Consider the following 25,504-nt stretch of genomic DNA (forward strand, 5'->3'; position numbering starts at 1 on the left):
GACTGCCGGTCAAATTGACCCACGTCCACCCACAGGACAGCTACGACCCTAGGCTGACCGGTCTTTTGAAAGCGACGGAAAACCGCAAATTCCGGATCCTTCACCCGCACTATCCTTTGCCGTCGGAGAATGATGACTACCGGGTCGCATCATGTTAGGTTCGGCCGAAACGTTCGCCCGCACAGGGCAGTGGATGCCGCCATCCGTAGCATCCAGACCTGATTGACACTGCCGCTTCCCTCACCTCTAATTTGCCAGCCCGTTCCGTCACTGAGCAGATGCTGAACATGGGGGTCGATATAAGAGTCGACACAGTGATGCAATTAATCGGACAATACGACTCTGACACAACAGTTAATGGTGGCTCGCCGTACCGTGCGGATCGGCTATCACGGATTGCTTCGTGTGTTGTTTTTTCGGCCCGGTGGTATGGTGTGAAAACAGGGGCATCAGAAATGTGTCCGTCTTCCGCAGTGGTTCGTGCAATTGGATGCAAGGGCTGGCGTTGAAAGGCTGAACGGTTTTCCGATGGACAAGACGTTACAAGGCAAAGCGGCACCGTTTCGCTGGTTCGACCGTCACGAACCAACAGACAATGCCCAGTGATGGTAAGGGGTTTACGAGTCATGCATGTGGTTTCCCAACTGCGTCGCACGTTGGCGATGATGGTCATCCTGCTGGGCCTGCTGGCAGGCTTGGGCGTCGCGTCCGCAAACGCGGCGGACGCTCCTATTCTCACCGGGGGGGGGGGGTCGTCAGACCCCTCGCGTAGCTAAGCAAACCCCCGCCACTCTCCCCAGCAACGCAACCAACACACCACTGCCCACACCATCACCAATACAAGCCACCGCACCATTAAACCCAACAGCAAATCCAAACACCTCGTCAACGCCGACAGGCACGCAGGACAACACAGGCTCACCTTCGACCAAGCCATTCAATAACAATGAGACAAATAGCCAGGCCACGCACAGAGTGCGCTTCGACCCTGCCGACGGGAGCAAGCCAACACAGTCAGCCGTAAAAACCGGCACTCTCGTTGTACCTCCGGAACACAACCCTGCACGTGAGGGCTTCCGGTTCGACGGGTGGACACTCGACAACCAGCCTTTCGACTTCCAGACCCCCATCCTCCAAGACACCACCCTGAAAGCACAATGGACCGAGGTCACGGACTGGACGCTGAGCCCGGACCACGGGCCCGCCTCCGGCGCGCGGCTGACCATCAGCCCACCCAACCGGCAGGAACCCTACTACAACAGCATCCAAGCCGCCGGAGAGCAGATGGTCGGTTTGACCGGCGACGGCCGCATCTACACATGGACGCAAGACAACACACCTATGCAGGTGCCCGCCCCTGTTCAGGCTGCCGATGGGTTTCATTACCTGCAGGCCGCAGCCGGCAGCCGATGGCAAGCCGCATTGGGATCCGACCAGCACATCTATACCTGGGACAGCCGACAGGCCGTGCCTACTATCCTCGACACCGACCGGAACACCAGGTTCACCAGCATCAGCATGAACGATGACCTGCTGCTGGCCATTGATCTGCAAGGACAGGTCCACACCTTCCAAACCAGCCAGCCCGGCAACCAGAACCCGACTGCAAAGCCCGGAGAACAAGCTGCAGCAAGCCTGCCCGGACAGGCGCAGGCCGTCACCGCCGTCTCCTCCGGCGGCCGGATCCTCGTCTTGGACGCGGACGGACAAGCCTGGAGATGGGATACGAACAAGATTGGCAACATCAAATTTGCACGCATCAAGCAAGACCAAGGGATCCGCATCATCCAAGCCCAAGCCCTCAACCAGGGATTCCTCCTCCTGGACGCGAACGGGCAGGCCTATCAACTGACCGACAGCGCCACCGATCCCATAGCTCTCAGCCTGCCGGACGGCGCCAAGGCCAGCCGGATCACCGCCAACAAGGACCAGGCCATGATCACCGGCAAGGACGGCCACGCCTGGGCCTGGCAGTCCGGCAAGACGCCCATCTGCGCAGACAACAGGAGACAGGTTTACGCGCAGGCCACAGCCGTGGGCAGCAGGATCACCGCCATCGGCAGGCAGGGCGACATGCTCGCGTGGAGCCTGGACGCTCAAGGCAAACCCGGCAAGCCAGCAAGACTCAACACCAACACCGCGCCCACCCTGGAATCAGCCAGCCTGGACAGCCAGCCGCTCAAACTCACCAAGACCGGCGACGTATGGCAGACGCAGATCCCCGCCAGCAAGCCCGGGCCAGCCGCCATCCTCATCACCGGCAGGCAGGACGGCCAGCCTTTCACCAGAAGCCTCAACTACACGGTCGACCAACAGCTGGCCAGAGACACGGAACCAAACACCACCCACACGGTCACCTTCAACACAGACAGCGGAACCCCCACACCAGCAGACCAGCAGGTCTCCTACCCATACGGCCGGGTCCAGAGGCCCTCCCCCGACCCAACACGCGACGGCTACCAGTTCGACGGATGGTTCACCGGCAGCATCGCCTACGACTTCAGCAAACCCGTCACCACAGACCTCACCCTCACCGCCCACTGGACCTTCAAAGACCCCAACAACACCTGGAGCATCAGCCCCGCCAAGGGCAGCCAGCTCGGCAACGAAACCACCACCATCACCCCGCCAGCAGCAACCAGCGGCAGTAAATTCAACCAAACCAGCACCGGTGGGTACGATCCCAATGTCCAAACAGGATACTCGTTGGCGGTAGGCAGTGACGGGAACGCCTACGCCTGGGGAGACAACACTTATGGCCAGCTCGGCGACGGGACGACCAACTCCCGGAGTACTCCGGTCTTGGTGCAGAAGCCTGATACTAAGACGTATCCGGACCGGCCTGCGGATTTCACCTACGTGCAGGTCGCTGCAGGAGGCCAACATTCGCTGGCCATCGGTAGCGACGGATACGTGTACGCCTGGGGATGGAACTACTGCGGTCAACTCGGCAACAACACCAAGTCCAGTTCGTCAAAACCAGTGCGCGTGCACGGCCCCGGCAACACCGGCGAAGGCCTGAAAGCGATCCAGGTTTCCGCCGGAACATTCAACTCCATGGCGCTGGGCACCGACGGGACCGTGTACACCTGGGGAAGCATCTCCAGGGGATACCACACCTATGACAGGTCAAGTCCGCAGACTGTACCAACCGTAGTCAAAGACCCCTCTGATGCGAGTGCATCTTTCAACGCTGTGCAGATAAGCACCAACTGGACCATCGACCTGGCCGTCAACCAAGATGGATACGTATACGTCTGGGGCTATAACACCAACGGCCAGCTCGGCAACAACACATCCGACAGCACTTTCCACGACACGCCTAGCCGCGTGTTCGCCACTAGCAAGTCCACAGCTACAGCAGGTCCATGGCTGAAAGCCGTACACGCAAGCGCTGGAGCTTTCCATGTGCTGGCAATAGACCAAGAAGGGAAAACCTGGTCATGGGGAGGCAACGAATTCGGGCAGCTCGGCAACGGCACTAGCAGCTCACAAGGCGCATCACATCCTATTCCTCTTCTAGTAAAGTATCCCAAGAGTGCCGGCACAGTCAGCGCTGCTCAGGTGATCTCCGGCAGCTATCATTCTTTTGCAATTGAGGAGAACGGAAAGGTATGGGCATGGGGACGGGGAACTCAAAACCAGAACGGCAGCAGCAACACAAGCTATTTACCCATTTCCGTTCATGACCCGAACTACCCTTCGGATACAAGCAAGAAACTCAGCGCGGTGCAAATGAGCGGTGGATACTACCATTCGCTAGTCATCGACACAAACGGAAAGACCTGGGCTTGGGGAAGGAACAGCGAAGGTCAGCTCGGCAATCCTTACACGGTACCTAATGATTCGGCTACCGCACCAGTGGCCTTCAACCTTTCTCCTCAAATTGCTAAAGTCAAGTTCGATAAATCGCTTGCATTGAGTTTGACGCAGGACAAGGTCGGCAACAGTGTCACGGTGACTACGCCCGCGCACGAGCCGGGTCCGGTCACGGTCAGCGTCGACTACACGATGGGCGGCGCAGGAAGGACTTTGACCGACAAATCCCTGACCTATACCTACAAGCCTCTGGGGGTGCTCCCCCAGGCAGGCGGGGAAGGCATCCTGCTGGCCCTGGCCACCGGCGTTACCGGCATGGGCGGCGTCATGGCCTCTCGCCGTCACCGGAGGGAACAACACCAACTGTCACACACTTCGCACGAGTAAGAAAGGCCGGAGCGGATCAATCCCCCCGCCCCGGCTTACAGGGGGCGCACAGAGGAATGTCATACAAGGCTCATCCCCAAGGGAGCCGACACTCCTCCCGCGCCCCCACCATCCATATACTTACTTCTCCAGGACCGGCATCGGCATCATGCAATCGGGTAACAAAGCGATACCTACCTGCTGTTTCTTTTGCCAGTGAGGCGATTAACCAGCAATACGGTTAGGCATAGGGATCAAACAAGTCTTGGACTACATTTCGAAGCACTTATTGTGAGTTACACCATGTGTGGTGCTTTTTCGGCTAGCATGATGAGTGCAATGCGGTTGGGTCATTGGTTGGGTTTCGATGTGGCTCGAGGGGTCACTTTCTGACGGGTAGGACGTTGTAAGCAGTGGTCATCGGCACACTCTCGGGGACGCTAAAGGTAGATGTGTCCGATGTGGGCGAAAGGTGTTCGACTTATGCATCTGGGTACCCATCTACGTCGTATCTCGGCGATGATGATCGTCCTGCTTAGCTTGCATGCGGGTCCTGCTGCGGCATCCACCAACGCGGACAGTGACGCACTCCCCGCTCTCTCCGGCAGCGCCGCCAGCACTCAACTTTCCTCGCCATCGTCCCTGAAAACCGCATCACTGCTAAAACCTGCAACAACTTCAGATGCCCCTTCAACGTCGACGGGCATTCCGGACAGCACAGAATCGGCTTCTTCGACCAAGCCATCCGATAAGACGGACGACGAAGCCACGCACGTGGTGCGCTTCGATCCTACCGATGGAGGCACGCCTGGACAGGCAAGTGTGAAAACCGGAACCCTCGCCGCACCCCCGAAACAGAATCCCCGGCGTGATGGATTCAGATTCGAAGGATGGACACTTGACGGCCAGCCCTTCGACTTTCAAACGCCCATCCTCCAAGACACGACACTGACTGCGAAATGGAGCAAATCTGCAGACTGGAGGCTGAGCCCGGACCACGGGCCCGCCACCGGCTCCCGCTTGACCATCAGCCCGCCCAGTCGGCAAGAGCCCTATTACATCGCCATCCACACAGCAGGCAACCAGACAGTCGGCCTGACCGGCGACGGCCGCATCTACGCCTGGACGCAGGACAGCACACCCGTGCAGGTTCCCTTCCCCGCCCAGGCTCCCGACGGGTTCCACTACCTGCAGGCCACGGCAGGCGACCAATGGCAGGCAGCATTAGGATCCGACCAGCACATCTACACCTGGACCAGCGAGCAAGCGACGCCCATGATTCTTGACACCAGCCAGAACTCCAAGTTCACCAGCATCAGCATGAACGGAAACCTGCTGCTGACCATCGACCTGCAGGGACAGGTCCACACCATCCAAAACAGCCAGAACGACAGCCGGGATCCGACCAGGCTGCCCGGTCAAGCGCAGGCCGTCACCGCCGTCTCCTCAGCCAGCCGTATCCTCGCCTTAGATGCAGACGGGCAAGCCTGGGCTTGGGACACAACCAACACTGGAAGCGCCAAGCCAGAACGCATCAGGCAAGACTCGGTCATGCGCACCGTCCAAGCCCTCGATGAAGGAGTCCTCCTATTGGACGCAGGCGGGCAGACCCGATACTTGGCCGACAGCACAAGCAGCACTACAGTTATCAACCTGGCGGACGGCGTGCAGGCCAGCAGAATCACCGCCAACAACAGCCAGGCCATAATCACCGACAAGAACGGCCACATCTGGACCTGGAAGCCCGGCAAGACGCCCATCCACGCGGACAACAGGGGACAGGTTTACGTGCAGGCCACGGCTGCCGGCAGCGGGATCACCGCTATTGACAGGCAGGGCAGCATATTCAGATGGAACCTGGATGCCCAGGGCAAGCCCGGAAAACCAGCCCAGCCCAACACCATCCAAGCGCCCATCCTGGAAACAGCCAGCCTGGACGGCCAGCCACTCAAACTCACCAGAGATAAGGATTCCTGGCAGACGGACGTGCCCGCCCACACTCCCGAGTCAACCATCATCACTATCACCGGAGAACAAGGCAATCAGCCTTTCACCAGAAGCCTCGGCTACACGGTCGACCAGACCCTGACCAGAGAGGTCCAACAGGGCTCCGCCTATACGGTCCGTTTCAACACGGGCGGAGGAGGCCCGACCCCCAGGACCAGAGCATCCAGCCAGTCTACGGCAGGGTCCAGCGCCCCTCCCCCGACCCGACGCGCAGCGGCTACCAGTTCGACGGATGGTTCACCGGCAACATCGCCTACGACTTCAGCAAGCCCGTCACCCAGAATCTCACCCTCACCGCCAAATGGACCAGCAAAAACCCCAACACCTCCTGGAGCATCAACCCCGACAAGGGCAGCCAGCTCGGTAAGGAAACCACCACCATCACCCCACCAGCAACCAGAAGCGGCATCAGGTTCAGCCAGGTCAGTGGCGGAGGATACGTATATGGTGATCTGACGGGGTATTCGCTTGCTGTGGGCAGTGACGGGAACGCCTACGCCTGGGGACAGAACTGGTATGGCCAGCTCGGCACCGGCACGACCACCCAGCGGAACACGCCCGTCCCGGTGCCAAAGCCCGCAGGCGCGCCCGCGGATTTCACCTACGTGCAGGCCTATGCCGGCGGCTATCATTCGCTGGCCATCGGCAGCGACGGGTACGTGTACGCCTGGGGGAATAACGACCACGGGCAGCTCGGCAACAACACCAAGTCCAATTCATCGACCCCCGTGCGCGTGCACGGGCCCAACAACACCGGCGAAGGGCTGAAAGCCATCCAGGTCGCCGCAGGAGCCTGGAACTCCATGGCATTGGCCGCCGACGGCACCGTATACACCTGGGGCGGCATATCCAAAGGAGGCGGTGATGACTGCTTCAGCCCGCAGAACGTGCCCATGGCGGTTAAGAACCCCTCGGATGCGAGCGGCGTCCTCCACGCCGTGCAGATCAGCACCCGATGGTCCTTCGACATGGCCATCGGCCAGGACGGGTACGTGTACACCTGGGGCTACAACACCCATGGCCAGATCGGCAAGAACACCAACGACAATAGTTTCCACCTCACGCCCAGCCGCGTGTTCGCCTCAAACAAATCCACGGCTGCTGCGGGCCCCTGGCTGAAAGCCGTCCAGGTGAGCGCCGGCGGATGGTTCGCATTAGCTATCAGCGAGGATGGCAACACATGGGCATGGGGCTACAATCAGTACGGTTCGCTCGGCAACGGCTACAGCAGCACAAATACAGACACGAATTATGTCCCCCAAAAGGTGCGATACCCCGCGAATGCGGGCGCAGTGACAGCCGTGCAGGTGAGCGCAGGAGTTTACCATTCATTGGCCGTCGACACGGACGGGAACACCTGGGCATGGGGCTACAACGACTATGGTCAGCTCGGTGACAACACCACCAGTGACCGGAATTCCCCGGTGAAGGTGTTTGCCTCCGCGCAGTCCACGAGCTCGGCCGAACCCTGGCTGAATGCCCTGCAAGTCAGCACAGGATGGCGGCATTCACTGGCGATTGGCACGGACGGAGTCGCCTACGCCTGGGGACAGAACTGGTATGGCCAGCTCGGCAATCTCAATTCAGGAAGGCAGAGTCCTGTTCCTTCACCGGTGTCGTTCAACCTACAGCCGGTGATCACCGGCGTCACCTTCGACACCAGCCCCGGCACGAACCTGATCCGCGGCGATGGCGGCAGCGTCAGCGTGACCACGCCCGCACACCTGCCGGGCACAGTCACAGTCAGCGTTAAATACACAACGGGCGGCGCGGGAAATACCCTGACCGACACTTCCCTCAGATACACGTACATGCCTGCAGCACCTGTAGGCGTGCTCCCCCAGGCCGGCGGGGCAGGCATCCTACTCACCCTGGTCACAGGAGTTGTGAGCATGGGCAGCGCGCTGGCCTCCCGCCACCACAGGAGGAAACAACATCAGCTGTCGCAGACTTAGCACAAGTAAGACCAGCCAGGGGCGGGTCAATCTCTCGGCCCTGGCTTATCGGGGGTGCACGGAGGCATTCGTCATATAAAGCTCAATCCCAAGTGAGCTGACACGCCTCTTGCGCCCCTCCCACCACGCTTCTGCCGATAACAGTCAGCGGGATCTGCGAGCAGTCATATACACAACGCTCCTATCGAGGAGAGAAAGGAATATTGCAGGCTTGCCAAAGGGCACACGGTCCCGATTCAGCCCGGCCTCCGTCTATGTTCCCCGACCCGGCATGAGTACTGTAAACAACCATCCTCCCCTAGCCAGAGAGATCTTTGCCGCCGGGCAATTGAAGCTCGCTCGGGTGTTGTCTGTGGGCTGGGTGGTAGGGTGAAGAGCGGGGGATGTGGAAAAGACGGCTGGCTTACGCCACGGTTCCTGCAATCCGATGCAGGATTGGCGTTGACAGACAGCACGGCTTTCCGACAGGTAGAACTTACGTAGGCAGGCGGTATTTGCTCCGCTTGGTGTTTGGTGAAGGGGTTTTGGTTTCATGCATCTGGTTTCCCGTCTGCGTCGCATCATGGCGATGATGACCGTCCTGATCAGCCTGCTGGCAGGCTTGGGCGTCGCATCCGCCAACGCGGCGGACGCTCCTATCCTCACCGGGGGGGGGGGGTCGTCAGACCCCTCGCGTAGCTAAGCAAACCCCAGGAACTCTACCCAGCAACGCAACCAGCACACCACTACCATCACCCTCACCAATACAAACCACCACACCATTAAATTCCGCAACGCCAAACCCAGGCACCCCGTCATTGACGACGGGAACACCTGACGGCGCAGACTTCACGTCAATTAAGCCATCCGATACCAGTGATCAGGCCGTGCAAACAGTGCGCTTCGATCCTGCCGACGGCAGCAAACCCACCGAAGCGACTGTGAAGACCGGCACCCTTGCCGCTCCCCCGCAACACAATCCTGTGCGTGATGGCTTCCGGTTCAACGGGTGGACATACAACGGCCAGCCTTTTGACTTCCAGACCCCCATCCTCCAGGACATCACCCTGAAAGCCCTGTGGACCAAGACCACGGACTGGACGCTGAGCCCGGACCATGGGCCCGCGTCCGGAGCCCGGCTGACCATCAGCCCGCCCAACAGGCAGGAACCTCAGTTCGCCAGCATCCAAGCCGCAGGCAGCCAGATCCTCGGCCTGACAGGCGACGGCCGCATCTACACCTGGACGCAGGACAGCACACCAGAACAGGTCCCCTCACCCGCCCAGGCTTCTGACGGGTTCCACTACCTGCAGGTTGCAGCCGGCAGCCAATGGCAAGCCGCACTCGGATCCGACCAGCACATCTACACCTGGAACAGCCAAGAGGACACACCCTCGATCATCGACACCGGCCAGGATGCCGGATTCAGCAGCATCAGCCTGAACGATGACCTGCTCTTGGCAGTGGATCGACAAGGTCGGGTCCACGCCTTCCAAGACAGCCAGGAAGACACTCAGAACACGAACACGAAGCCAGAAGAGCAGGAAACGATCAGCCTGCCCGGAAAGACGCAGGCCGTCCTCGCCGTCGCCTCCGACAGCCGGATCCTCATCGTGGACCCGGAAGGGCAAGCCTGGACCTGGGATGCGAGCAGCACCGGCAAAGCCAAGCCTGTACGCATCAAACAAGACACCGAAATGCGCATCATTCAAGCCCAGGCCCTCAACCAGGGGGTCCTCCTCCTGGACGCGGACGAACAGGCCTGGTACCTGGCCTACAGCACCAACAGTCTCACAGCCGTCAGCCTGCCGGACGGCGTGCAGACCAGCAGAATCACCGCCAACAAGGACCAGGCCATCATCACCAGCATGGACGGCCATGTCTGGGCTTGGAAGCCTGGCGAAGCACCCAAGCGCACAGACAACGGGAACCAGCAGTACATGCAGGCCGTCGAATCTAGCAGCATGATCATCGCCATCAGCAGGCAGGGCGACCTATACAAGTGGATCCTGGACGGGCAGGGCCGGCCCGGCAAGCCAGCCGGACTCGACATCACAGCCGCGCCCATCCTGGAATCAGCCAGTCTGGACGGCCAGTCGCTCAAACTCAGCAGGAACAACGGCTCATGGCAGGCGGACATGCCCGCCCGCAAGCCGGGGCCAGCCGCCATCCTCATCGCCGGCAGGCAGGACGGCCAGCCCTTCACCAGGATCCTTAGCTACACGGTCGACCAGCCGCTGACACGAGACGCCGCACCACGATCCATATTTACTGTCCATTTCGACACGGGCGGGGGGAAACCCGAACCAGCAGACCAGAGTTTCACCACCCCGAACAGCAGGGTGAAACGCCCCTCCCCCGACCCGACGCGTGAAGGATACCAGTTCGACGGATGGTTCACCGGCAACATCGCCTACGATTTCAGCAAGCCCGTCACCAAGAACCTCACCCTGACCGCCCACTGGTCGCCCGAAAGCCGGAACACCAAGTGGAGCATCAGCCCTGATAAGGGCAGCCAGCTGGGCAGGGAATCCACCACCATCACCCCGCCAGACAGCGCCAGCCGGGGCATCAGGTTCAACCAGATCAGCGCATCAACATACGACGGTGGCATCAGTTCCGATGGTTTTTCCTTGGCTGTGGGCAGCGACGGGAACGCCTACGCCTGGGGATACAACAACTGGGGCCAGCTCGGCAACGGAACAACTAGCTACAACGCCCAGACTACGCCGGTCATGGTGAGGATGCCTGACCGCAAGACCTATCCGGACCTGCCCAAGGATTTCACCTACGTGCAGGTCAGCGCCGGATCCTGGCATTCGCTGGCCCTGGGCAGCGACGGGAACGCCTACGCCTGGGGATACAACAACTATGGCCAGCTCGGCGACGGGACAACCACCACACGGTATACGCCGGTCAGGGTGAAGCAGCCTGAAGGCGCGCCCGTGGATTTCACTTACGTGCAGATCAGCGCCGGCGGCCTGCATTCGCTGGCCCTAGGCAGCGACGGAAACGTGTACACCTGGGGATCGAACGACTATTGCGAGGTCAGCGCCGGGACGCAAGCCATGTGGACTACGCCGGTCATGGTGAGGATGCCTGACCGCAAGACCTATCCGGACCTGCCCAAGGATTTCACCTACGTGCAGGTCAGCGCCGGCGGATTTCATTATTCGCTGGCCCTGGGCAGCGACGGATACGTGTACGCCTGGGGATACAACGAAGGTGGCACGCTCGGCAACAACACCAGAACCAAATATTCGTCTGTTCCTGTGCGCGTGTGCGACCCCGCCAACCCCACAGACACGAACAAAGGACTGAAAGCCACACAGGTCAGCGCCGGATATGATCACTCGCTGGCCGTGGGCAGCGACGGATACACCTGGGCCTGGGGATGCAACCTCCAAGGCCAGCTCGGCAACTCCGTCAACGGCTCCAGTACGAATCCTGTCCCTGTGCGCGTGCGCGACCCCGCCAGCCCCACCGACACGAACAAAGGACTGAAAGCCACACAGGTCAGCGGCGGATACCATTATTCGCTGGCCGTGGGCAGCGACGGAAACACGTACGCCTGGGGAAACAACAACTATGGCCAGCTCGGTAACAACACCACCAGCAACTCGACTGTTCCTGTGCATGTATGTGGCCCCGCCAACCCCACGGACACGAACAAAGGACTGAAAGCCACGCAAGTCAGCGCCGGATACTATAGCTCGCTGGCTGTGGGCAGCGACGGGAACGCCTACGCCTGGGGATACAACAACTACGGCCAGCTCGGCAACAACAGTATATCCACAGAGAGTTACGCTAAGAGTCTTGTTCCTGTGCCGGTGTCGTTCAATTTGACACCGGTGATCACCGGCGTCAGGTTCGACCAGACCGCTGTATCAGGCCTGACGCGCGGCGACGGCAACAGCATCAGCGTGCTCACGCCCGCACATTTGCCGGGCACGGTCACGGTCAGCGTGGACTACACGCTGGGCGGCGCACCCCAAACGCCCGACACTTCTCTCCGATACACGTACCTGCCCGCAGGAGTGCTCCCAAGAGCAGGCGGGGAAGGCATCCTACTGGTCCTGGCCACCGGCATGACCGGCATGGGCGGGGTCCTGGCCTCCCACCGCCACCGGAGAGAACAACACCAGCTGTCACATGCTTCACACGAGTAAGAGCGGCCGGGCGGCGTATCAATCCCCCCGCCCCCGGCCTTACATAGGGGGAGCAGGGAGGAAAAGTGTCACGTAAGGCTCAAACCCCAAGAGAGCAGACACTTCCCTCCCGCGCCCCCACCACACTTCTGCAGACGGGAAGCCGAGGGCAGGCATGCACGCCCCCGTCCCCGCCTGGGAGAGGAGGAAACACGGCCAGACCGGCCACGGGCACACAACCCCAGTCAGCCTGGCCGCTGTTCATTTCTCTTCCCCCTCCCTTCTCATGATTTGGCGAGCAGCCGCCCTTGCCCAACCATCGAAGTCATCACCATCCAGGGCTCGGACCTGGCTTGTGTGTGTTGCTTGTTAATCCGGTGGTATGGTGAAAAACGTGGGGGCGTCGAGAACACAACTGGCTTCCGCCATTGGCTCATGCAATCCGATGCAGGGCTGGCGTTGAAGGACAGAAGGGCTTTCCGACGGACAGAACTTTAAACAAACAAGCGACATTTAGATCCGTTTGGTGTTGGTAAGGGGTTTTGGTTTCATGCATGTGGTTTCTCCTCTGCGTCGCGCGCTGGCGATGATGATCGTCCTGCTGGGCCTGCTGGCTGGCTTGGGCGTCGCGTCCGCAAACGCGGCGGACGCTCCTGTACTCACCGGGGGGGGGGGGTCGTCAGACCCCTCGCGTAGCTAACGAAACCTCCGGCACTCTCCCCAGCAACGCAACACACACTCCACTTCCGACCCCATCACCACTGACAACCGCATCACCATTAAATCCCGAAACAACAGATCCGTCTGCTCCGTCATCGCCGACGGCTACTACCGGCAGTACGAATCCTGCTTCAACCAAGCCATCCGACAAGACGGATGATCAAGCCACACACACAGTGCGCTTCGACCCGAATAGCGGAAACAAGCCAACACAATCAACCGTGAAAACCGGCACTCTCGTCATCCCTCCAGAACACAACCCTGTACGTGAAAGCTTCCAGTTCGAAGGATGGACGCTTGACGGCCAGCCCTATGACTTCCAGACGCCTATCCTGCAAGGCATAACCCTGACTGCAAAATGGGCCAAAACCACGGACTGGACCCTAAGCCCGAACCATGGACCCGCCGCCGGCACCCAGCTGACCATTAGCCCGCCCGACAAGCAGGAACCCTACTTCACCAGCATCCAAGCCGCAGGAGACCAAATTGTGGGCCTGACCGGAGACGGCCGCATCTACACCCGGACGCAAGACAGCACAACCATGCAGGTCCCCTCCCCAGCCCAGGCTCCCGACGGGTTCCACTACCTGCAGGCCGCAGCCGGCAGCCAATCGCAGGTCGCATTAGGATCCGACCAGCACATCTACACATGGACCAACCAACAGGCCACGCCCACCATCCTCGACACCAGCCGGAACACCAGGTTCACCAGCATCAGCCTGAACGATGACCGACTGCTAGCCGTGGACCAGCAAGGGCAGGTCCACACCTTCCAAGCCAGCCAGCCCGGCACCCAGGACCCGGATCCAAAGGCCAGAGGACAAGCTGCAGCAAGCCTGCCCGGACAGGCGCGTGCCGTTCTCGCCGTCTCCTCCAGCAGCCGGATCCTCGCCCTAGACACGGACGGATACGCCTGGACATGGAAAGCGGCCTCGGGAAGTGCCAAGCCTGTACGCATCGAACAGGAACCGGGCATACGCATCACACAAGCCCAAGCCCTCAACCAAGGGTTCCTAATCGTGGATTCAAACGGGCAGACCCGCTACCTGGCCGATGGCAAGACCGGCATGACCATGGTCAGTCTGCCAGACGGCGGGAATGCCAACCGGATCACCGCCAACAAGGACCAAGCCATCATCACCGACACGGACGGCCATGTATGGTCCTGGGAGCCTGGCAATAGGCCCGTGCGCGCAGACAACGGGAACCAGCCCTACACGCAGGCCACCGAAACCGGCAACAGAATCACCGCCATAGACAAGCAGGGCAGCATATTCACGTGGAGCCTGAACGCTCAAGGCAATCCCAGCAAGCCAGCCAGACTCAACACCACCTCCACCCCCATACTTGAATCATCCAGCATGGACGGCCAGCCGCTCAAAATCAGCAAGAAAGACGATTCCTGGCAGACGGAGGCTCCCGCCCACAAGCCGGGACAAGCCACCATCACTATCATCGGCAAACAGGACGGCCAGCCCTTCAACAGAAGCCTCAGCTACACAGTCGACCAGAAGCTGACCAGAGACACACAGACAGGCACCACATACACGGTCAGCTTCGACACAACAGGAGAAAGCCAGGCGCCGGACCAGCAACAGGTCCCCTACCCGTACGGTAGAGTGCAAAGACCTTCGCCCGACCCGACGCGCAAAGACTACCGGTTCGACGGATGGTTCATCGACGAAGTCGCCTACGACTTCAGCAAACCCGTCACAGAAAACCTCACCCTCACCGCCAAATGGACACGCCAAGACCCCGACAACACGTGGAGAATCAACCCCGACAAGGGCAGCCAGCTAGGCAAGGAAACCACCACCATCACCCCACCGAGCGGCACCAGCGGTGCCAAATTCAACCAAGTCAGCGGCTCAGGCACCAATTATTTTTCCTTGGCTGTGGGCAGTGATGGGAACGCCTACGCCTGGGGATACAACAAAGATGGCGAGCTCGGCGACGGGACACGCACCAATCGGAATACGCCGGTCATGGTAATGAAGCCTGATTCCAAGACGTACCCGGACGTGCCTGCTGATTTCACCTACGTGCAGGTCAGCGCCGGGACAGATCATTCGCTGGCCTTGGGCAGCGACGGATACGTGTACGCCTGGGGAGACGACACCGATGGTGAGCTCGGCAACAAAGCCAGAGGCAGCTTTTCGTCTGTTCCTGTGCGCGTGCGCGACCCTGCCAGCCCCAACGACACGAGCAAAGGGCTGAAAGCCATACAGGTGAGCGCTGGAAGGGATCATTCGCTGGCCGTCGACAAGGACGGAAACGCCTGGGCATGGGGCAGCAACGGCTATGGCCGGCTCGGCAACAACAGAAGCAATAGCTATTCGACTCTCCCCGTGCGCGTGCGCGACCCTGGTGATCCCTCCAATTCGAACAAAGGGCTGAACGTCATGCAGGTCAGCGCTGGAGACTGGCATTCGCTGGCCGTCGACAAGGACGGAAGCACCTGGGCATGGGGACGTAACGACTATGGTCAGCTCGGCAACGGGCAGATCAGTAGCAGCTGGGACGCGTACCCTGTACCGCAAAAGGTGCTGCTTGATCCCAATGATGCCAGCAAGGGGCTGAAAACTGTGCAGGTAAGTGCCGGAGGCTCTCTCTCGCTGGCAATCGACCAGGACGGAAGCACCTGGGCATGGGGACACAACAATTCCGGTCAGCTCGGCAATGGCACCAGCAACGGCAAAAACCAAAATCCTATTCCTAGCCCAGTGCTGCTTAATCCCAAGAATGCGAGCACCAGGCTGAAAGCTGTGCAAGTGAGTGCCGGATGGGGTCATTCGCTGGCAATCGACAAAGATGGAAACACCTGGGCATGGGGAGACAACAGCTCTGGTCAGCTCGGCAACAACGGCTCGAGCTATCAGTATTACTCTCCTGTAAAGGTGCTCGCCACCAAACAGTCTACGAATTCGGCTGGCCCCTGGCTGGACGCTACACAAATCAGCGCCGGTAGTTCTCATTCACTGGCAATCTGCAAAGACGGAAGCGCCAGAGCATGGGGAAATAACAGCTATACCCAGCTCGGCAATACCGACGCAGGAAGCCGGAGTTTGGCCCCGGTACCGGTGATGTTCAACCTGCAACCGGCGATAACTGGCGTCAAGTTCGACCAGACCACGGTATCGATCCTTACGCACAACAAAGACGACAATAGCGTCAGCGTGACCACGCCGGCGCATGAGCCTGGCCAGATCTTGGTCAGTGTCAACTACACGCTGGGCGGCATAGTCCAGAAGCCGGTCTCACTTACATACACGTACATACCCCTAGGCGTGCTTCCCCAGGCCGGAGGGGAAGGCATCCTACTTGCCTTAGCCACTGGAACCATGAGCATAGGCGGGGTACTGGCATCCCGCCGCCATCGAACGGAACGACTACAGCTGCTACACGCTTTGCACGAGTAAGACGGGCCGGGGTGGATCAATCCCCCCACCCCGGCCTCACCGGGGCGCATAGAGGCAAGTGTCACTTAAGGCTCAACCCCAAGTGAGCCGACACTCCTCCCGCGCCCCCACCACACATATACCAGTCGACCGCCCAAGCGCAACAGAGAAGGCAACTCCTCTTGCCGCGCTCGGACGGTCGACTGCAACTGTTCTACTGCTGGTCAGCAGTGGTGGCGTAGATGGTCTTCTTGCAGGCCAAATACACGACCAGGCCCAGCAGGGACACCGCAGCCCCGATCAGCAGCAGGTTGCTGTAGTTGGCGGCCGGACCGGTGGCGCCCATGATGCTGAAGCCCTCCAGGCTGGGCTTGCCCATCAGACCGCCGATGATGGCGATGCCAATGGAGCCGGTCACGTTCATGACCAGATCGTTCATGCCCACGCCGCGGCCCGACTGGTCCTGAGGCAGGGTGTCAAGCACGGTGGAGACGATGGGCGAATACATCAGGCCGACGCCGGCATAGTAGACGCAGGCAGTCAGCGTCAAGGCCAGCAGGCCGAAGTTGACCACCAGAGCCGTCCCTGCGAAGCCCAGGATCATCAGGCAGGCGGCGATGATGATGGCAGGCTTGCGGCCGATCCTGTCCACGATGGCGCCCGAGGTGGTGCCCAGCACGGCGGCCACCAGGAAGGCCCAGACCACATGCAGGGAGACCGTGGTGGTCGACACCTTGTAGACGTCACGCCCGATGGCGTTGAAGATGGGCGACATGCAGTAGTTCATGAAGTAGAAGATCAGGATCAGCCCGATGCCCATCAGCCAGCGCTTGTTGCGGAAGAAGTCCGGGGTGATGAAGGGGCTCTTGGCCCGGCTGATGTACACGGCGAAGATCAGGTAGCAGACAGCGGAGGCCGCCAGCAGCCACCAGGCCGTGTAAGAGAAGAAGAGGGTCAGCAGGGCCGTGGCCAGTCCGAAGATGACGAAGCCCAGCCAGTCCACCTTCTCGCCGTTGCCGCCGCCGGTGGGCAGGCTCTTGAGCAGGATGGGCAGGAAGACGATGGTGACCGCGGGAATCAGGAAGAGGTACTGCCAGGCTATGGAGCTGAGCAGGCCGGCGGCGAAGATGCCGATGGCTGCAGACACCTGGTATCCGGCCGTGAAGATGCCGAAGAAGATTACCTTCAGGGAGGGCTTGAGATACTTGGTGGCCACGACCAGGTAGGCCGAGCCAGCCACCTGCTCGCCGGCGGTCTGCAGCAGCCGGGCCGCGATCACATTCCAGATGTTGGGGGCCATGATCGTGTTGGCCACGTATCCGTACACGGACCCGACGAACAGTATGCACAGGCCGAAGGTGACCAGCTTGCGCAGGGATACGAAATCGCCCAGGGACCCGTAGATGAAGCAGACGATGCCCAGGACGATGCTGGGCAGGGCCGTGATCAGCGAGGCCTGGTCGGGGGCGCCGGCGTCCTTGCCGACCTGCTGGAAGACCAGGTTGAAGCCCTGCAGGCACAGGGTGCCCAGGACGAAGGTGATCAGCAGCAGGATCAGCGATCGTACTGCTGTCGAATCCTCGGTGGATTGCTTTTCGGACATGATGTCTTCAGTTCTCTTTCTCTTGCGTGAACTTGCCGGGGATGGCGGACCTCAGTCAGCCTGGGAGGCCAGCCGGGTGATGCGGGTCATGAACTCGTCCAGGAAGCGGGGCACGTCCACGCCGACGGCCACGCGCATGGTCTTGTTGGGGTCGTTGAGCCGCTGCTCGTCCCCGATGGTGCGCCCGCGAGTGGCGCCTTCGGTCTCCACCTTCATGTTCATGGGCAGGGTGGTGACCAGGGTCGGGTCCACGGCCACGGCCACGGCCAGCGGATCGTGCAGGCCGCAGCCACCCAGGTGGGGCGAGGTGGTCTCGTAGGCCTTGATGTAGAAGTCGGTCATGTCCGCCAGGAAGTTGCCTGCCGCGGTGCCCAGCTGCCGCCAGCGGGCGGTCTCCTTGTAGGTCAGCAGGGTCTGCAGGGTCACGTCCAGGCCGACCATGGTCACGGGCGCGCCGGAGCGGAAGAGCACGTCGGCCGCGTCCGGATCCTGGGAGATGTTGGCCTCCTGCCAGGCGTCCACATTGCCCGGCACGGTCAGGGCCCCGCCCATGAGCACGATGGAACCGATGCGTTGGGCAATGTCAGGCTCCTTGGCCAGGGCGGCGGCGATATTGGTCATGGGGCCGGTGGGCACGTAGACCAGATCCTTGCCATAGGTGTTGACCGCATCGATGATGAAGTCCACGGCCGACTCCGTCTCCGCCTTGCGATCCGAGTCGGGGATGGCCACGTCGCCGATGCCGTTCTCTCCGTGGATGAAGGCGGAGACAGGCAGCACCTGGAAAGAGTCCGCCTTGGAGGCGTGGGACAGACCCGGGTAGACCTTGACCTCGGGGTGGCCCAGCAGGTCGGTGATGGCCAGATCGTTGCGGATGCCCTGCTCCAGCAGCACGTTGCCATAGGTGCCGGTTATGCCAATCAGCTCAACTTCGGGGCTGCCCAAGGCATAGGAGATAGCCAGAGTGTCGTCGACACCAGTGTCCAGATCCAGAATCAGCTTGCGCATACAATGTTTCCTTTCATTGCCATGGCTGTATGGAACCATGGCCGTATGCATCCACGATGTCCTTGTGGTGAATGCTTGCTTATCATATGCGAAATTGAGCAGTTTCGCTGCCCATGACATGCGCAAGTCGTGGACAATATCCTCAAATGTTCATACAGCCGGCGACCAGTGCCCGGATGACGAATCCAGATAGCGAATCCAACAGCTGGTTTTCCGGCCGATTGCCCTGTCCACAATGGCGAGCCGGATCGACGGACCGCTCCCCCAGGAGCATATGATTGCTTTAATTATGCCCGGATGATCCGGCGAAAGGGGAGCCCATGGCTGCAATCCAAGGACGGCGGCGCAATCTGCAACTGATGACCGCCCTGGGCGTACTGGCAGGCGGCCTCTACGGCTATACATTGACCGTCATCTCCGGAGCGCTGGTCAATATGAACCTGGGCTCCGGCTCGGGCGGACACCTGACGGCCGGAGAACAGGGCATGGTCACCTCAGCCCTGCTGATAGGCGCCGCACTGGGATCCTACCTGGCAGGCAAGTTCAACGACCGTTTCGGCCCCAAGCACATTATCCTGACCGGCGCCTTGCTGGCCATCCCGGGAGCCCTGCTGAGCGCCCTGGCTCCCAGCCTGGCCCTGCTGGGACTGGGAAGACTGATCATCGGAGCCGGCATCGGCATGACCTCCACCATCGTGCCCATTTACCTGGCCGACATGGTCGGCACGGCGGAACGCGGACGGGTGGTTTCGGTCAACTCGGTCATGATCGTGGTCTGGCAGTTGCTGGCGGTCAGCGTCAATGCCATCCTGGACCGGATGGGTGCCGACTGGCGGACCATGCTCTGGGCCCTCGTGCCGCCGGCCATCCTGCTGGCCCTGCTGGCCTGCTTCCTGCATGACAGCCCGGCCCACCTGATCCGCCGAGGCCAGCCGGACCAGGCAGCAGCCTTCCTTCAGTCCACCCGCGACCAGGCAGAGGCCCGGGTGACCATGCAGGAGCTGTCGCAGCCAGCGAGCGCGAAGACCCCCAGCTTCAAGGCCCCCTGGCTGCGGCGGGTGCTGATCGTGGGCATCGGCGTGGCCATGATCAACCAGCTGACCGGACTGAACATCGTCAACTATTACGCGCCGACCATCTTCACCGACACCCTGGGCTTCGACCCCTCACTATCAATGATCGCCACCGTGCCCGTCATCCTGGTCTCCGCCGTAGCGGCCACCATCGGAGGGCTGGGACTGATCGACCGTTTCGACCGTCGCGCCATTCTGGCTGTAGGACTTGCAGGCACTATCGTCTTCCTGGCCGCTATCGGGGTCTGCTACCGATTCGTCGGCGCCCCGGGCTCCGGGTCACGGACGGCCGCCTGGATCATGATCGGCATGATGATGATCTATGTGGTCTTCGTCCAGGGCCTGGTGGCCCCGGTCACCTGGCTGCTCCTGTCCGAGATCTTCCCCCAGCAGATCAAGAGCCGCGGCATGGGCTACGCCAACGTGGCCATGAACCTGACCAACTTCGGGCTCTCCCTGGTCTTCCCCACCCTGCTGGCCCGTCTGGGCGGCACCGGCACCTACCTGCTCTTCGCCCTGATCAATGTGTGCGCCCTGGTGTTCGCCTGGATCATGGTGCCCGAGACCCGAGGCAAGAGCCTGGCCCAGATCGAGCAGGAGGCCCGGGACCAGGCATGAAATCGGGCATAAAAAGAGGGCGGAACCGAACACCAGCCCGCCCTTATGGAATCTGATACTTCAGATTCTGATGCCTCAGATGTTGAAGGCCTTCTTGGCCAGCTTGGCGATGGTGTCGCCGCCCAGCTGTGCGACATCATTCTTGCACTGGTTAATCCTGCCGAAGAGCTGGTCCGCGTCGTTGTACGACAGCGGCTGGCCGATCTCCTTGGACAGGTCAACCAGCTGGTCGATGGTCTCCAGGTTGCTCAGCTTCTCTACCAAGGTCTTCTCGTCCATGAATCACTCCTCTGTAAGCGGCGGTGCAGACACCGGGGGCCTTGCGCCATCGATGCCCACCTTTCTCCTCCCATCATAGCCAGCGACCGGATGAACCGGGCGCGCATAGAGGCTCAAATCAGGTCGTAGGAGAAATCGTGGATCTGATCCAGGGTCTGCCGACTCTCCTCCAGCCAGGTCATGGCCACCGGATAGACGTGTCCCAGGGTCTGCAGACGGTTGGGCCGCAGGTCATGCAACTCGAAGTCGCGGCCCTTCCTGCACAGAATCTCGGCCATCTTGAGCGCGTCGCCCTGCAGGAAGTCGTCGGCGCTGGTGTTCAGGAATACCGGCGGCATGTGGACCATGTCGACCATGGTCGTCAGGTCGGCCACCTGGTCGCCCCCAGCCTGCACGAAGCTCCTGAAGAAGGATGGAGCGACCCTTGTCAGGTCATCGGTGGGGGAACCGGTTGGATGGAAGTCTTCCAGATCCACCGATAAGTAAGGAGTTAGATCGAGCAGACCTGATACCAAGGCCGCGCCCCGAGGCTGCAGACCAGCAGGTTTCAGACCCAGCCGTTGCGCAAATTGGTCATCGGACTCGACAGCCAGCGTATAGAGTGCCAGGGTGCCTCCGGCCGAGTCTCCCGTCAAAAAGATTCTGTCGGGCGAAACCGGATACTCGTCCAAGTGGTTCTTGATCCAAGTGAGGGCCGTCAGCACGTCACTCAACTGGCCCATGAAATCGGTGCTGGGGATCAGCCGGTAGTTGACCGAGAAGACCGCAAAGCCTCGCTGGGCCAGATGGGTGCAGAAGTTTCGGTTGAGCTCCTTGTAGCCATACATGAACCCGCCGCCGTGGATGTCGATGTAGACAGGAGTCACCCTACCGTTGCGCAACAGGGCATCATGAGGCAGGTAAAGATCCAGCTTGTGGGCGCGCAGACCGTCGTCCACATAGGCGATGTCGTTGAGGCAGTCCACCCCCTCGGGCACCTGCCAGTGACGGGAGCGTGGAGCATCCATGCGCCCGAAGGTCAGCCGGGAGCCCAGAACGGTCTTGGCTATATCGGCCCTGCAATCACCTAGGTCCCTATCGACCTCAGTCCAACCCTCCAGGAGTTCACGTTCCTCGTCGGTTACGGTCATGTCTGTATCTTTGCTCATCATTCAGCCTTCATATCTTCCAGCTCTACGCCGTTGGTCTCTGGCAGAACCTTCAGAACAAACAGCAGGCTCAACGCCGCGAAGACGGTGTACAGCAAATATACGTTGCCAGTGCCGATCACATCCCTCAGCCAGGGGAAGGAGGTGGACACCAAAAAATTCCCGATCCAGTTGAAGGCGGTTGCTACGGCCACGCCCATGGCACGGATATTGTTGGGGAAAATTTCACCAATGACCACCCACATAGCCGGCCCCCAGGTGCCACAGAATGTGAAGTAGAAGAGGTAGACCGCTACCAGAGTGAGCGGCGCCCACACACCCTTCAAGGACAGGCCCGCAGCAGTGACCTGGGCATGGTAGAAACCGAAAGTAGCGATAAGGAGGAAAATGGCCATACCGGCGGAACCGAAGGCCAGAAGCTTTCTCCGGCCGATCCTGTCAATCAGGGCCATGGAAACGATCATGGGGATGAACGCGACAAACGCACGGATAACCGAGATGTTCAATGCCTGCTGCTCAGAGAAACCAAGGGATCGCCAAAGGCTGGAATCATAGTAAAGAATGATGTTGACCCCGTTGAACTGCTGGAACAGCGCCACAGCAATGGCTATCCAGACCACCTTTTTGAGGCCGCAGGTGCGTCCTCGCAGGTCGGACAGGCGGGGGGTGGTCTCGCTGCCGACCGAGAGCCTTATCTGAGCCACCTTTGCCTGCGGATCCCGGGTGCCGTTGAGTTGCCTGAGCAGGTCGGCAGCCTCCTGATCGCGTCCTTTCATGACCAGGTACCGGGGCGATTCGGGCAACTTGAAGCAGACAACCAACATGATCAGAGCAGGGACCAGCATCATCAGCAGCATCCACCGCCATGTGGGCACGGAAAACCACAGAGCCTGGTCAGCTCCGCCCGAACTCTTGGCCAGCACATTGTTGACTATGACGGAAGCAAACATACCGATTCCCACCGCGAACTGCTGGAAGCTGGTCAGGAATCCACGCATTTTGGTGGGAGAAACCTCGGCGATATAGGCTGGGCCGACCACCGAAGCAAAGCCCACACCAATGCCGCCGATGATTCGGAAGAGCAAGAAACTCCATATCTCCGGAGCGAATGCCGACCCTATTGAACTGACCACGAAGAGCAAAGCAGCCGAAAGCATGATCTTTACTCGACCAAATCGGTCAGCCAATTTGCCGGCGAACCAGGCACCGATTACGCAGCCCAAGAGGGCAGCCGATACGGACATACCGCTCATGAAGCTGTTCAGGCCAAAACCTGATTTTGTGCCGGCGATGGAATCCACGGCCCCGTTGATCACTGCGGTGTCGTAACCGAACAGCAATCCCCCTGTTGCCCCTGCCAGACAGACCAAGATGATGCGGCGTCGCACAGACGGATCAAGCACTTCCGTCATATCACCAGACGATGATGATTGATTGTTATTTTGTGACACGGTCACTCCTTTGTAGCATGACACATCGTTACCACAAAGATATACGTATCTTAGGGTCTGAGAGCGTCAATCGGTGACCCGAATAAGACATTTTGTGACCTATCTGCCAGGTGAAATGAAATAATGTACAGACTGCTTTCCACGGAAAGGAGATGTACTATGCCACAGCGTCCACAAAGCGCCCATCAGTACAACACGGTGATCAGCCCTGACTTCTTGGAAGAGGACATTTATCCAGAGGGCTATCCGGGACTGGTCATCGTTCATCACGACAACGACGAATTGGTCAGCGCCCATTGGCATCAGGGTCTGGAAGCAATCCATATCATCCGTGGGGGCGGCACCTTCCAGGTCGAAGACCAGCACTACATGCTCAGCGACAATGACAGCCTGCTGATCAGCCCCTATCAGATGCATCAGGGTCGCACGGTGGATCATAGCCAAGGTATGGTCAAAATCATCTCAGTCACCTTCAACAATGAAGTCGTCGGACGGATGTACCCCTTTGCCGATAGGTTTCTTTTCTCGCTCTCCGCTCCCCACGCCAACGCAGAAGACCGGAAGAATCTGGACCAGCTGATGCTCGAGATCGGCAGCCTGTATGAGCAGCAGGACACGGCTTCGGCCTTTCTGCTGAATGCCACACTTTTTCAGTTGCTGCACCTGCTGTACACCAGGTTCACCATCGGTGTGCGACCGCCGGAATCAATCAGGTCAGGGCGCAATGTCACCAGACAGATCCTTGGCTATCTAGCCAACCACCACACGGAGAATCTGACGGAGCGGACCGTGGCAGCCTACTTCGGCTACAGCAGGGAGCACTTCAGCCGTCTATTCCGAAAGACCACTGGCTCCACCTTCAAGTCCTATCTGACCAAATTGAGACTGGACGACGCCAAAGCCAACATGGATCGATCCAATGGCCCCATAACAGACATCGCCGCGGATGCCGGATTCCCCAGTCTGACCAGTTTCACTCGAGCCTTCACTCGTGAGTACGGGATTACACCCCGACAATATCGAAGGGAGCATCTCCATATCGATCAAACAGCATTACCGACGAACGGCGACAATCTACGGGACAAGCAACAATCCTCATAAAATATTTGCTCGATGGGTAATAAGCCAAACTCCGGCAAACGGACACTCTTGCCCTTGATCGCGCTCCCGCCGGTAGAATGACGGAAACAGCGACAGAAAGGCCAAGGATGACAATCGCAAGCTACGAAGGTGTGTCCGCGCTCTCCCTGGGCCTGCCGCCCACCACCGCCATTCCGGCAGCCAAAGGGGAACTGCCCATAAGAGCTTTCACCACGCGACCGCCCGTCTCTTCACGGCTGCGTCAGCACTTCTCCACCAGCGTTGACAGGATCGTCATGCTGGCCCTGCTGCGGCCCGGTACCGTCCCTGTAACGGATGGCGCGCACTGCCATGAGGTGCTGGTCATGGCCATCGGGTTGAAGACCCCCGATGTGCCGGAGGATGTGCTGGAACATATCGCTGCCATGCGCTCCTCAGGCATGGTCTTCATCACCATTCACCAGGGCGAAGAGGGTCTCGTCTGCACGCCGGCCGTCCGCCGAGCCCTGCCCACTAAAGCCGGTCATGAGACCAGGCACACACTCCACCTGGGCAGACCCCGCCCTGCCAATGAGACCAATCTGACCCTAGCCGGCGACGATATGGACCAGCTCTGGGACAGCTTGTGCGCCCAAGTGACCCTGGATCAGACCGACGGTACGGATCTTGACAACCGACTCGCCGTCCGCGAGCGCATCGAACTGCTCAAGGCCCAGGAGGCCAAGCTGTCAGGAGACCATAGCCGGGCCAAAACCACCCAGGACCGCAACACAGCCTTCGCCAAACTCCAAAAGGTCCGTGCCGAGCTGAAGCAGCTTTCCGCCGATGACCAGGCGGCGGAGGTTTAGGCGG

The 25,504-nt window shown here is 60.2% G+C and carries 8 protein-coding genes and 4 pseudogenes; 7 read left to right on the forward strand and 5 right to left on the reverse strand.

Translation table 11 applies throughout. The features are described from left to right. Positions 1 to 626 precede the first annotated feature (626 nt). From LPC22_RS03785 to LPC22_RS03810, 4 pseudogenes are all read left to right on the forward strand, one after another. A pseudogene (locus LPC22_RS03785) lies at positions 627 to 4,206 on the forward strand (RCC1 domain-containing protein). Positions 4,207 to 4,668: 462 nt separating this feature from the next. Further along, a pseudogene (locus LPC22_RS08525) lies at positions 4,669 to 8,147 on the forward strand (RCC1 domain-containing protein). A 532-nt stretch (positions 8,148 to 8,679) separates the two neighbouring features. Beyond that, positions 8,680 to 12,295, forward strand: a pseudogene (locus LPC22_RS03800) (RCC1 domain-containing protein). A 529-nt stretch (positions 12,296 to 12,824) separates the two neighbouring features. After that, positions 12,825 to 16,413, forward strand: a pseudogene (locus LPC22_RS03810) (RCC1 domain-containing protein). Positions 16,414 to 16,606: 193 nt separating this feature from the next. Here LPC22_RS03810 and LPC22_RS03815 read toward each other — a convergent pair. Continuing rightward, positions 16,607 to 17,995 carry an MFS transporter gene (locus LPC22_RS03815; protein ID WP_229132424.1) on the reverse strand — a complete coding sequence of 463 codons (1,389 nt, stop codon included), beginning with the start codon at positions 17,993 to 17,995 and terminating at the stop codon, positions 16,607 to 16,609. Between the two features lie 51 nt (positions 17,996 to 18,046). Further along, on the reverse strand, positions 18,047 to 19,003 hold the full coding sequence (locus LPC22_RS03820; protein ID WP_229132426.1) for a nucleoside hydrolase: 957 nt from the start codon (positions 19,001 to 19,003) through the stop codon (positions 18,047 to 18,049). 320 nt (positions 19,004 to 19,323) lie between these two features. On the opposite strand from LPC22_RS03820, the gene LPC22_RS03825 reads away from it, so the two are divergent. Then, a complete protein-coding gene (locus LPC22_RS03825) occupies positions 19,324 to 20,694 on the forward strand; it encodes a sugar porter family MFS transporter (protein WP_229132428.1) in 1,371 nt (456 codons plus the stop codon). Positions 20,695 to 20,769: 75 nt separating this feature from the next. Here LPC22_RS03825 and LPC22_RS03830 read toward each other — a convergent pair whose 3' ends face one another. The 3 genes from LPC22_RS03830 to LPC22_RS03840 all read right to left on the reverse strand — a co-directional run bounded on the left by LPC22_RS03830 (position 20,770) and on the right by LPC22_RS03840 (position 23,533). After that, complete coding sequence (locus tag LPC22_RS03830; RefSeq protein WP_229132431.1) at positions 20,770 to 20,973, reverse strand: hypothetical protein; 204 nt, start codon at positions 20,971 to 20,973, stop codon at positions 20,770 to 20,772. A 113-nt stretch (positions 20,974 to 21,086) separates the two neighbouring features. Then, positions 21,087 to 22,121, reverse strand: a complete 1,035-nt coding sequence (locus LPC22_RS03835; RefSeq protein ID WP_229132446.1) for an alpha/beta hydrolase — start codon at positions 22,119 to 22,121, stop codon at positions 21,087 to 21,089. After that, complete coding sequence (locus LPC22_RS03840; protein WP_229132448.1) at positions 22,121 to 23,533, reverse strand: sugar porter family MFS transporter; 1,413 nt, start codon at positions 23,531 to 23,533, stop codon at positions 22,121 to 22,123. Before LPC22_RS03840 ends, LPC22_RS03835 begins: the two co-directional genes overlap by 1 nt. A gap of 198 nt (positions 23,534 to 23,731) precedes the next feature. On the opposite strand from LPC22_RS03840, the gene LPC22_RS03845 reads away from it, so the two are divergent. Beyond that, positions 23,732 to 24,673, forward strand: a complete 942-nt coding sequence (locus tag LPC22_RS03845) for an AraC family transcriptional regulator (protein WP_229132449.1) — start codon at positions 23,732 to 23,734, stop codon at positions 24,671 to 24,673. 107 nt (positions 24,674 to 24,780) lie between these two features. Then, positions 24,781 to 25,500 (forward strand): DUF4391 domain-containing protein, encoded by a 720-nt coding sequence (locus LPC22_RS03850; RefSeq protein WP_229132450.1) that lies wholly within the window; start codon positions 24,781 to 24,783, stop codon positions 25,498 to 25,500. Positions 25,501 to 25,504 lie beyond the last annotated feature (4 nt).

This window comes from Bifidobacterium mizhiense, assembly GCF_020884755.1.
Classification (GTDB): domain Bacteria; phylum Actinomycetota; class Actinomycetes; order Actinomycetales; family Bifidobacteriaceae; genus Bombiscardovia; species Bombiscardovia mizhiensis.

Coding starts and splice junctions, on each gene's coding strand:
- LPC22_RS03835 (WP_229132446.1), bottom strand. CDS start 22,121: ATGAGCAAAGATACAGACATGACCGTAACCGACGAGGAACGTGAACTC.
- LPC22_RS03815 (WP_229132424.1), bottom strand. CDS start 17,995: ATGTCCGAAAAGCAATCCACCGAGGATTCGACAGCAGTACGATCGCTG.
- LPC22_RS03820 (WP_229132426.1), bottom strand. CDS start 19,003: ATGCGCAAGCTGATTCTGGATCTGGACACTGGTGTCGACGACACTCTG.
- LPC22_RS03850 (WP_229132450.1), top strand. CDS start 24,781: ATGACAATCGCAAGCTACGAAGGTGTGTCCGCGCTCTCCCTGGGCCTG.
- LPC22_RS03840 (WP_229132448.1), bottom strand. CDS start 23,533: ATGACGGAAGTGCTTGATCCGTCTGTGCGACGCCGCATCATCTTGGTC.
- LPC22_RS03830 (WP_229132431.1), bottom strand. CDS start 20,973: ATGGACGAGAAGACCTTGGTAGAGAAGCTGAGCAACCTGGAGACCATC.
- LPC22_RS03845 (WP_229132449.1), top strand. CDS start 23,732: ATGCCACAGCGTCCACAAAGCGCCCATCAGTACAACACGGTGATCAGC.
- LPC22_RS03825 (WP_229132428.1), top strand. CDS start 19,324: ATGGCTGCAATCCAAGGACGGCGGCGCAATCTGCAACTGATGACCGCC.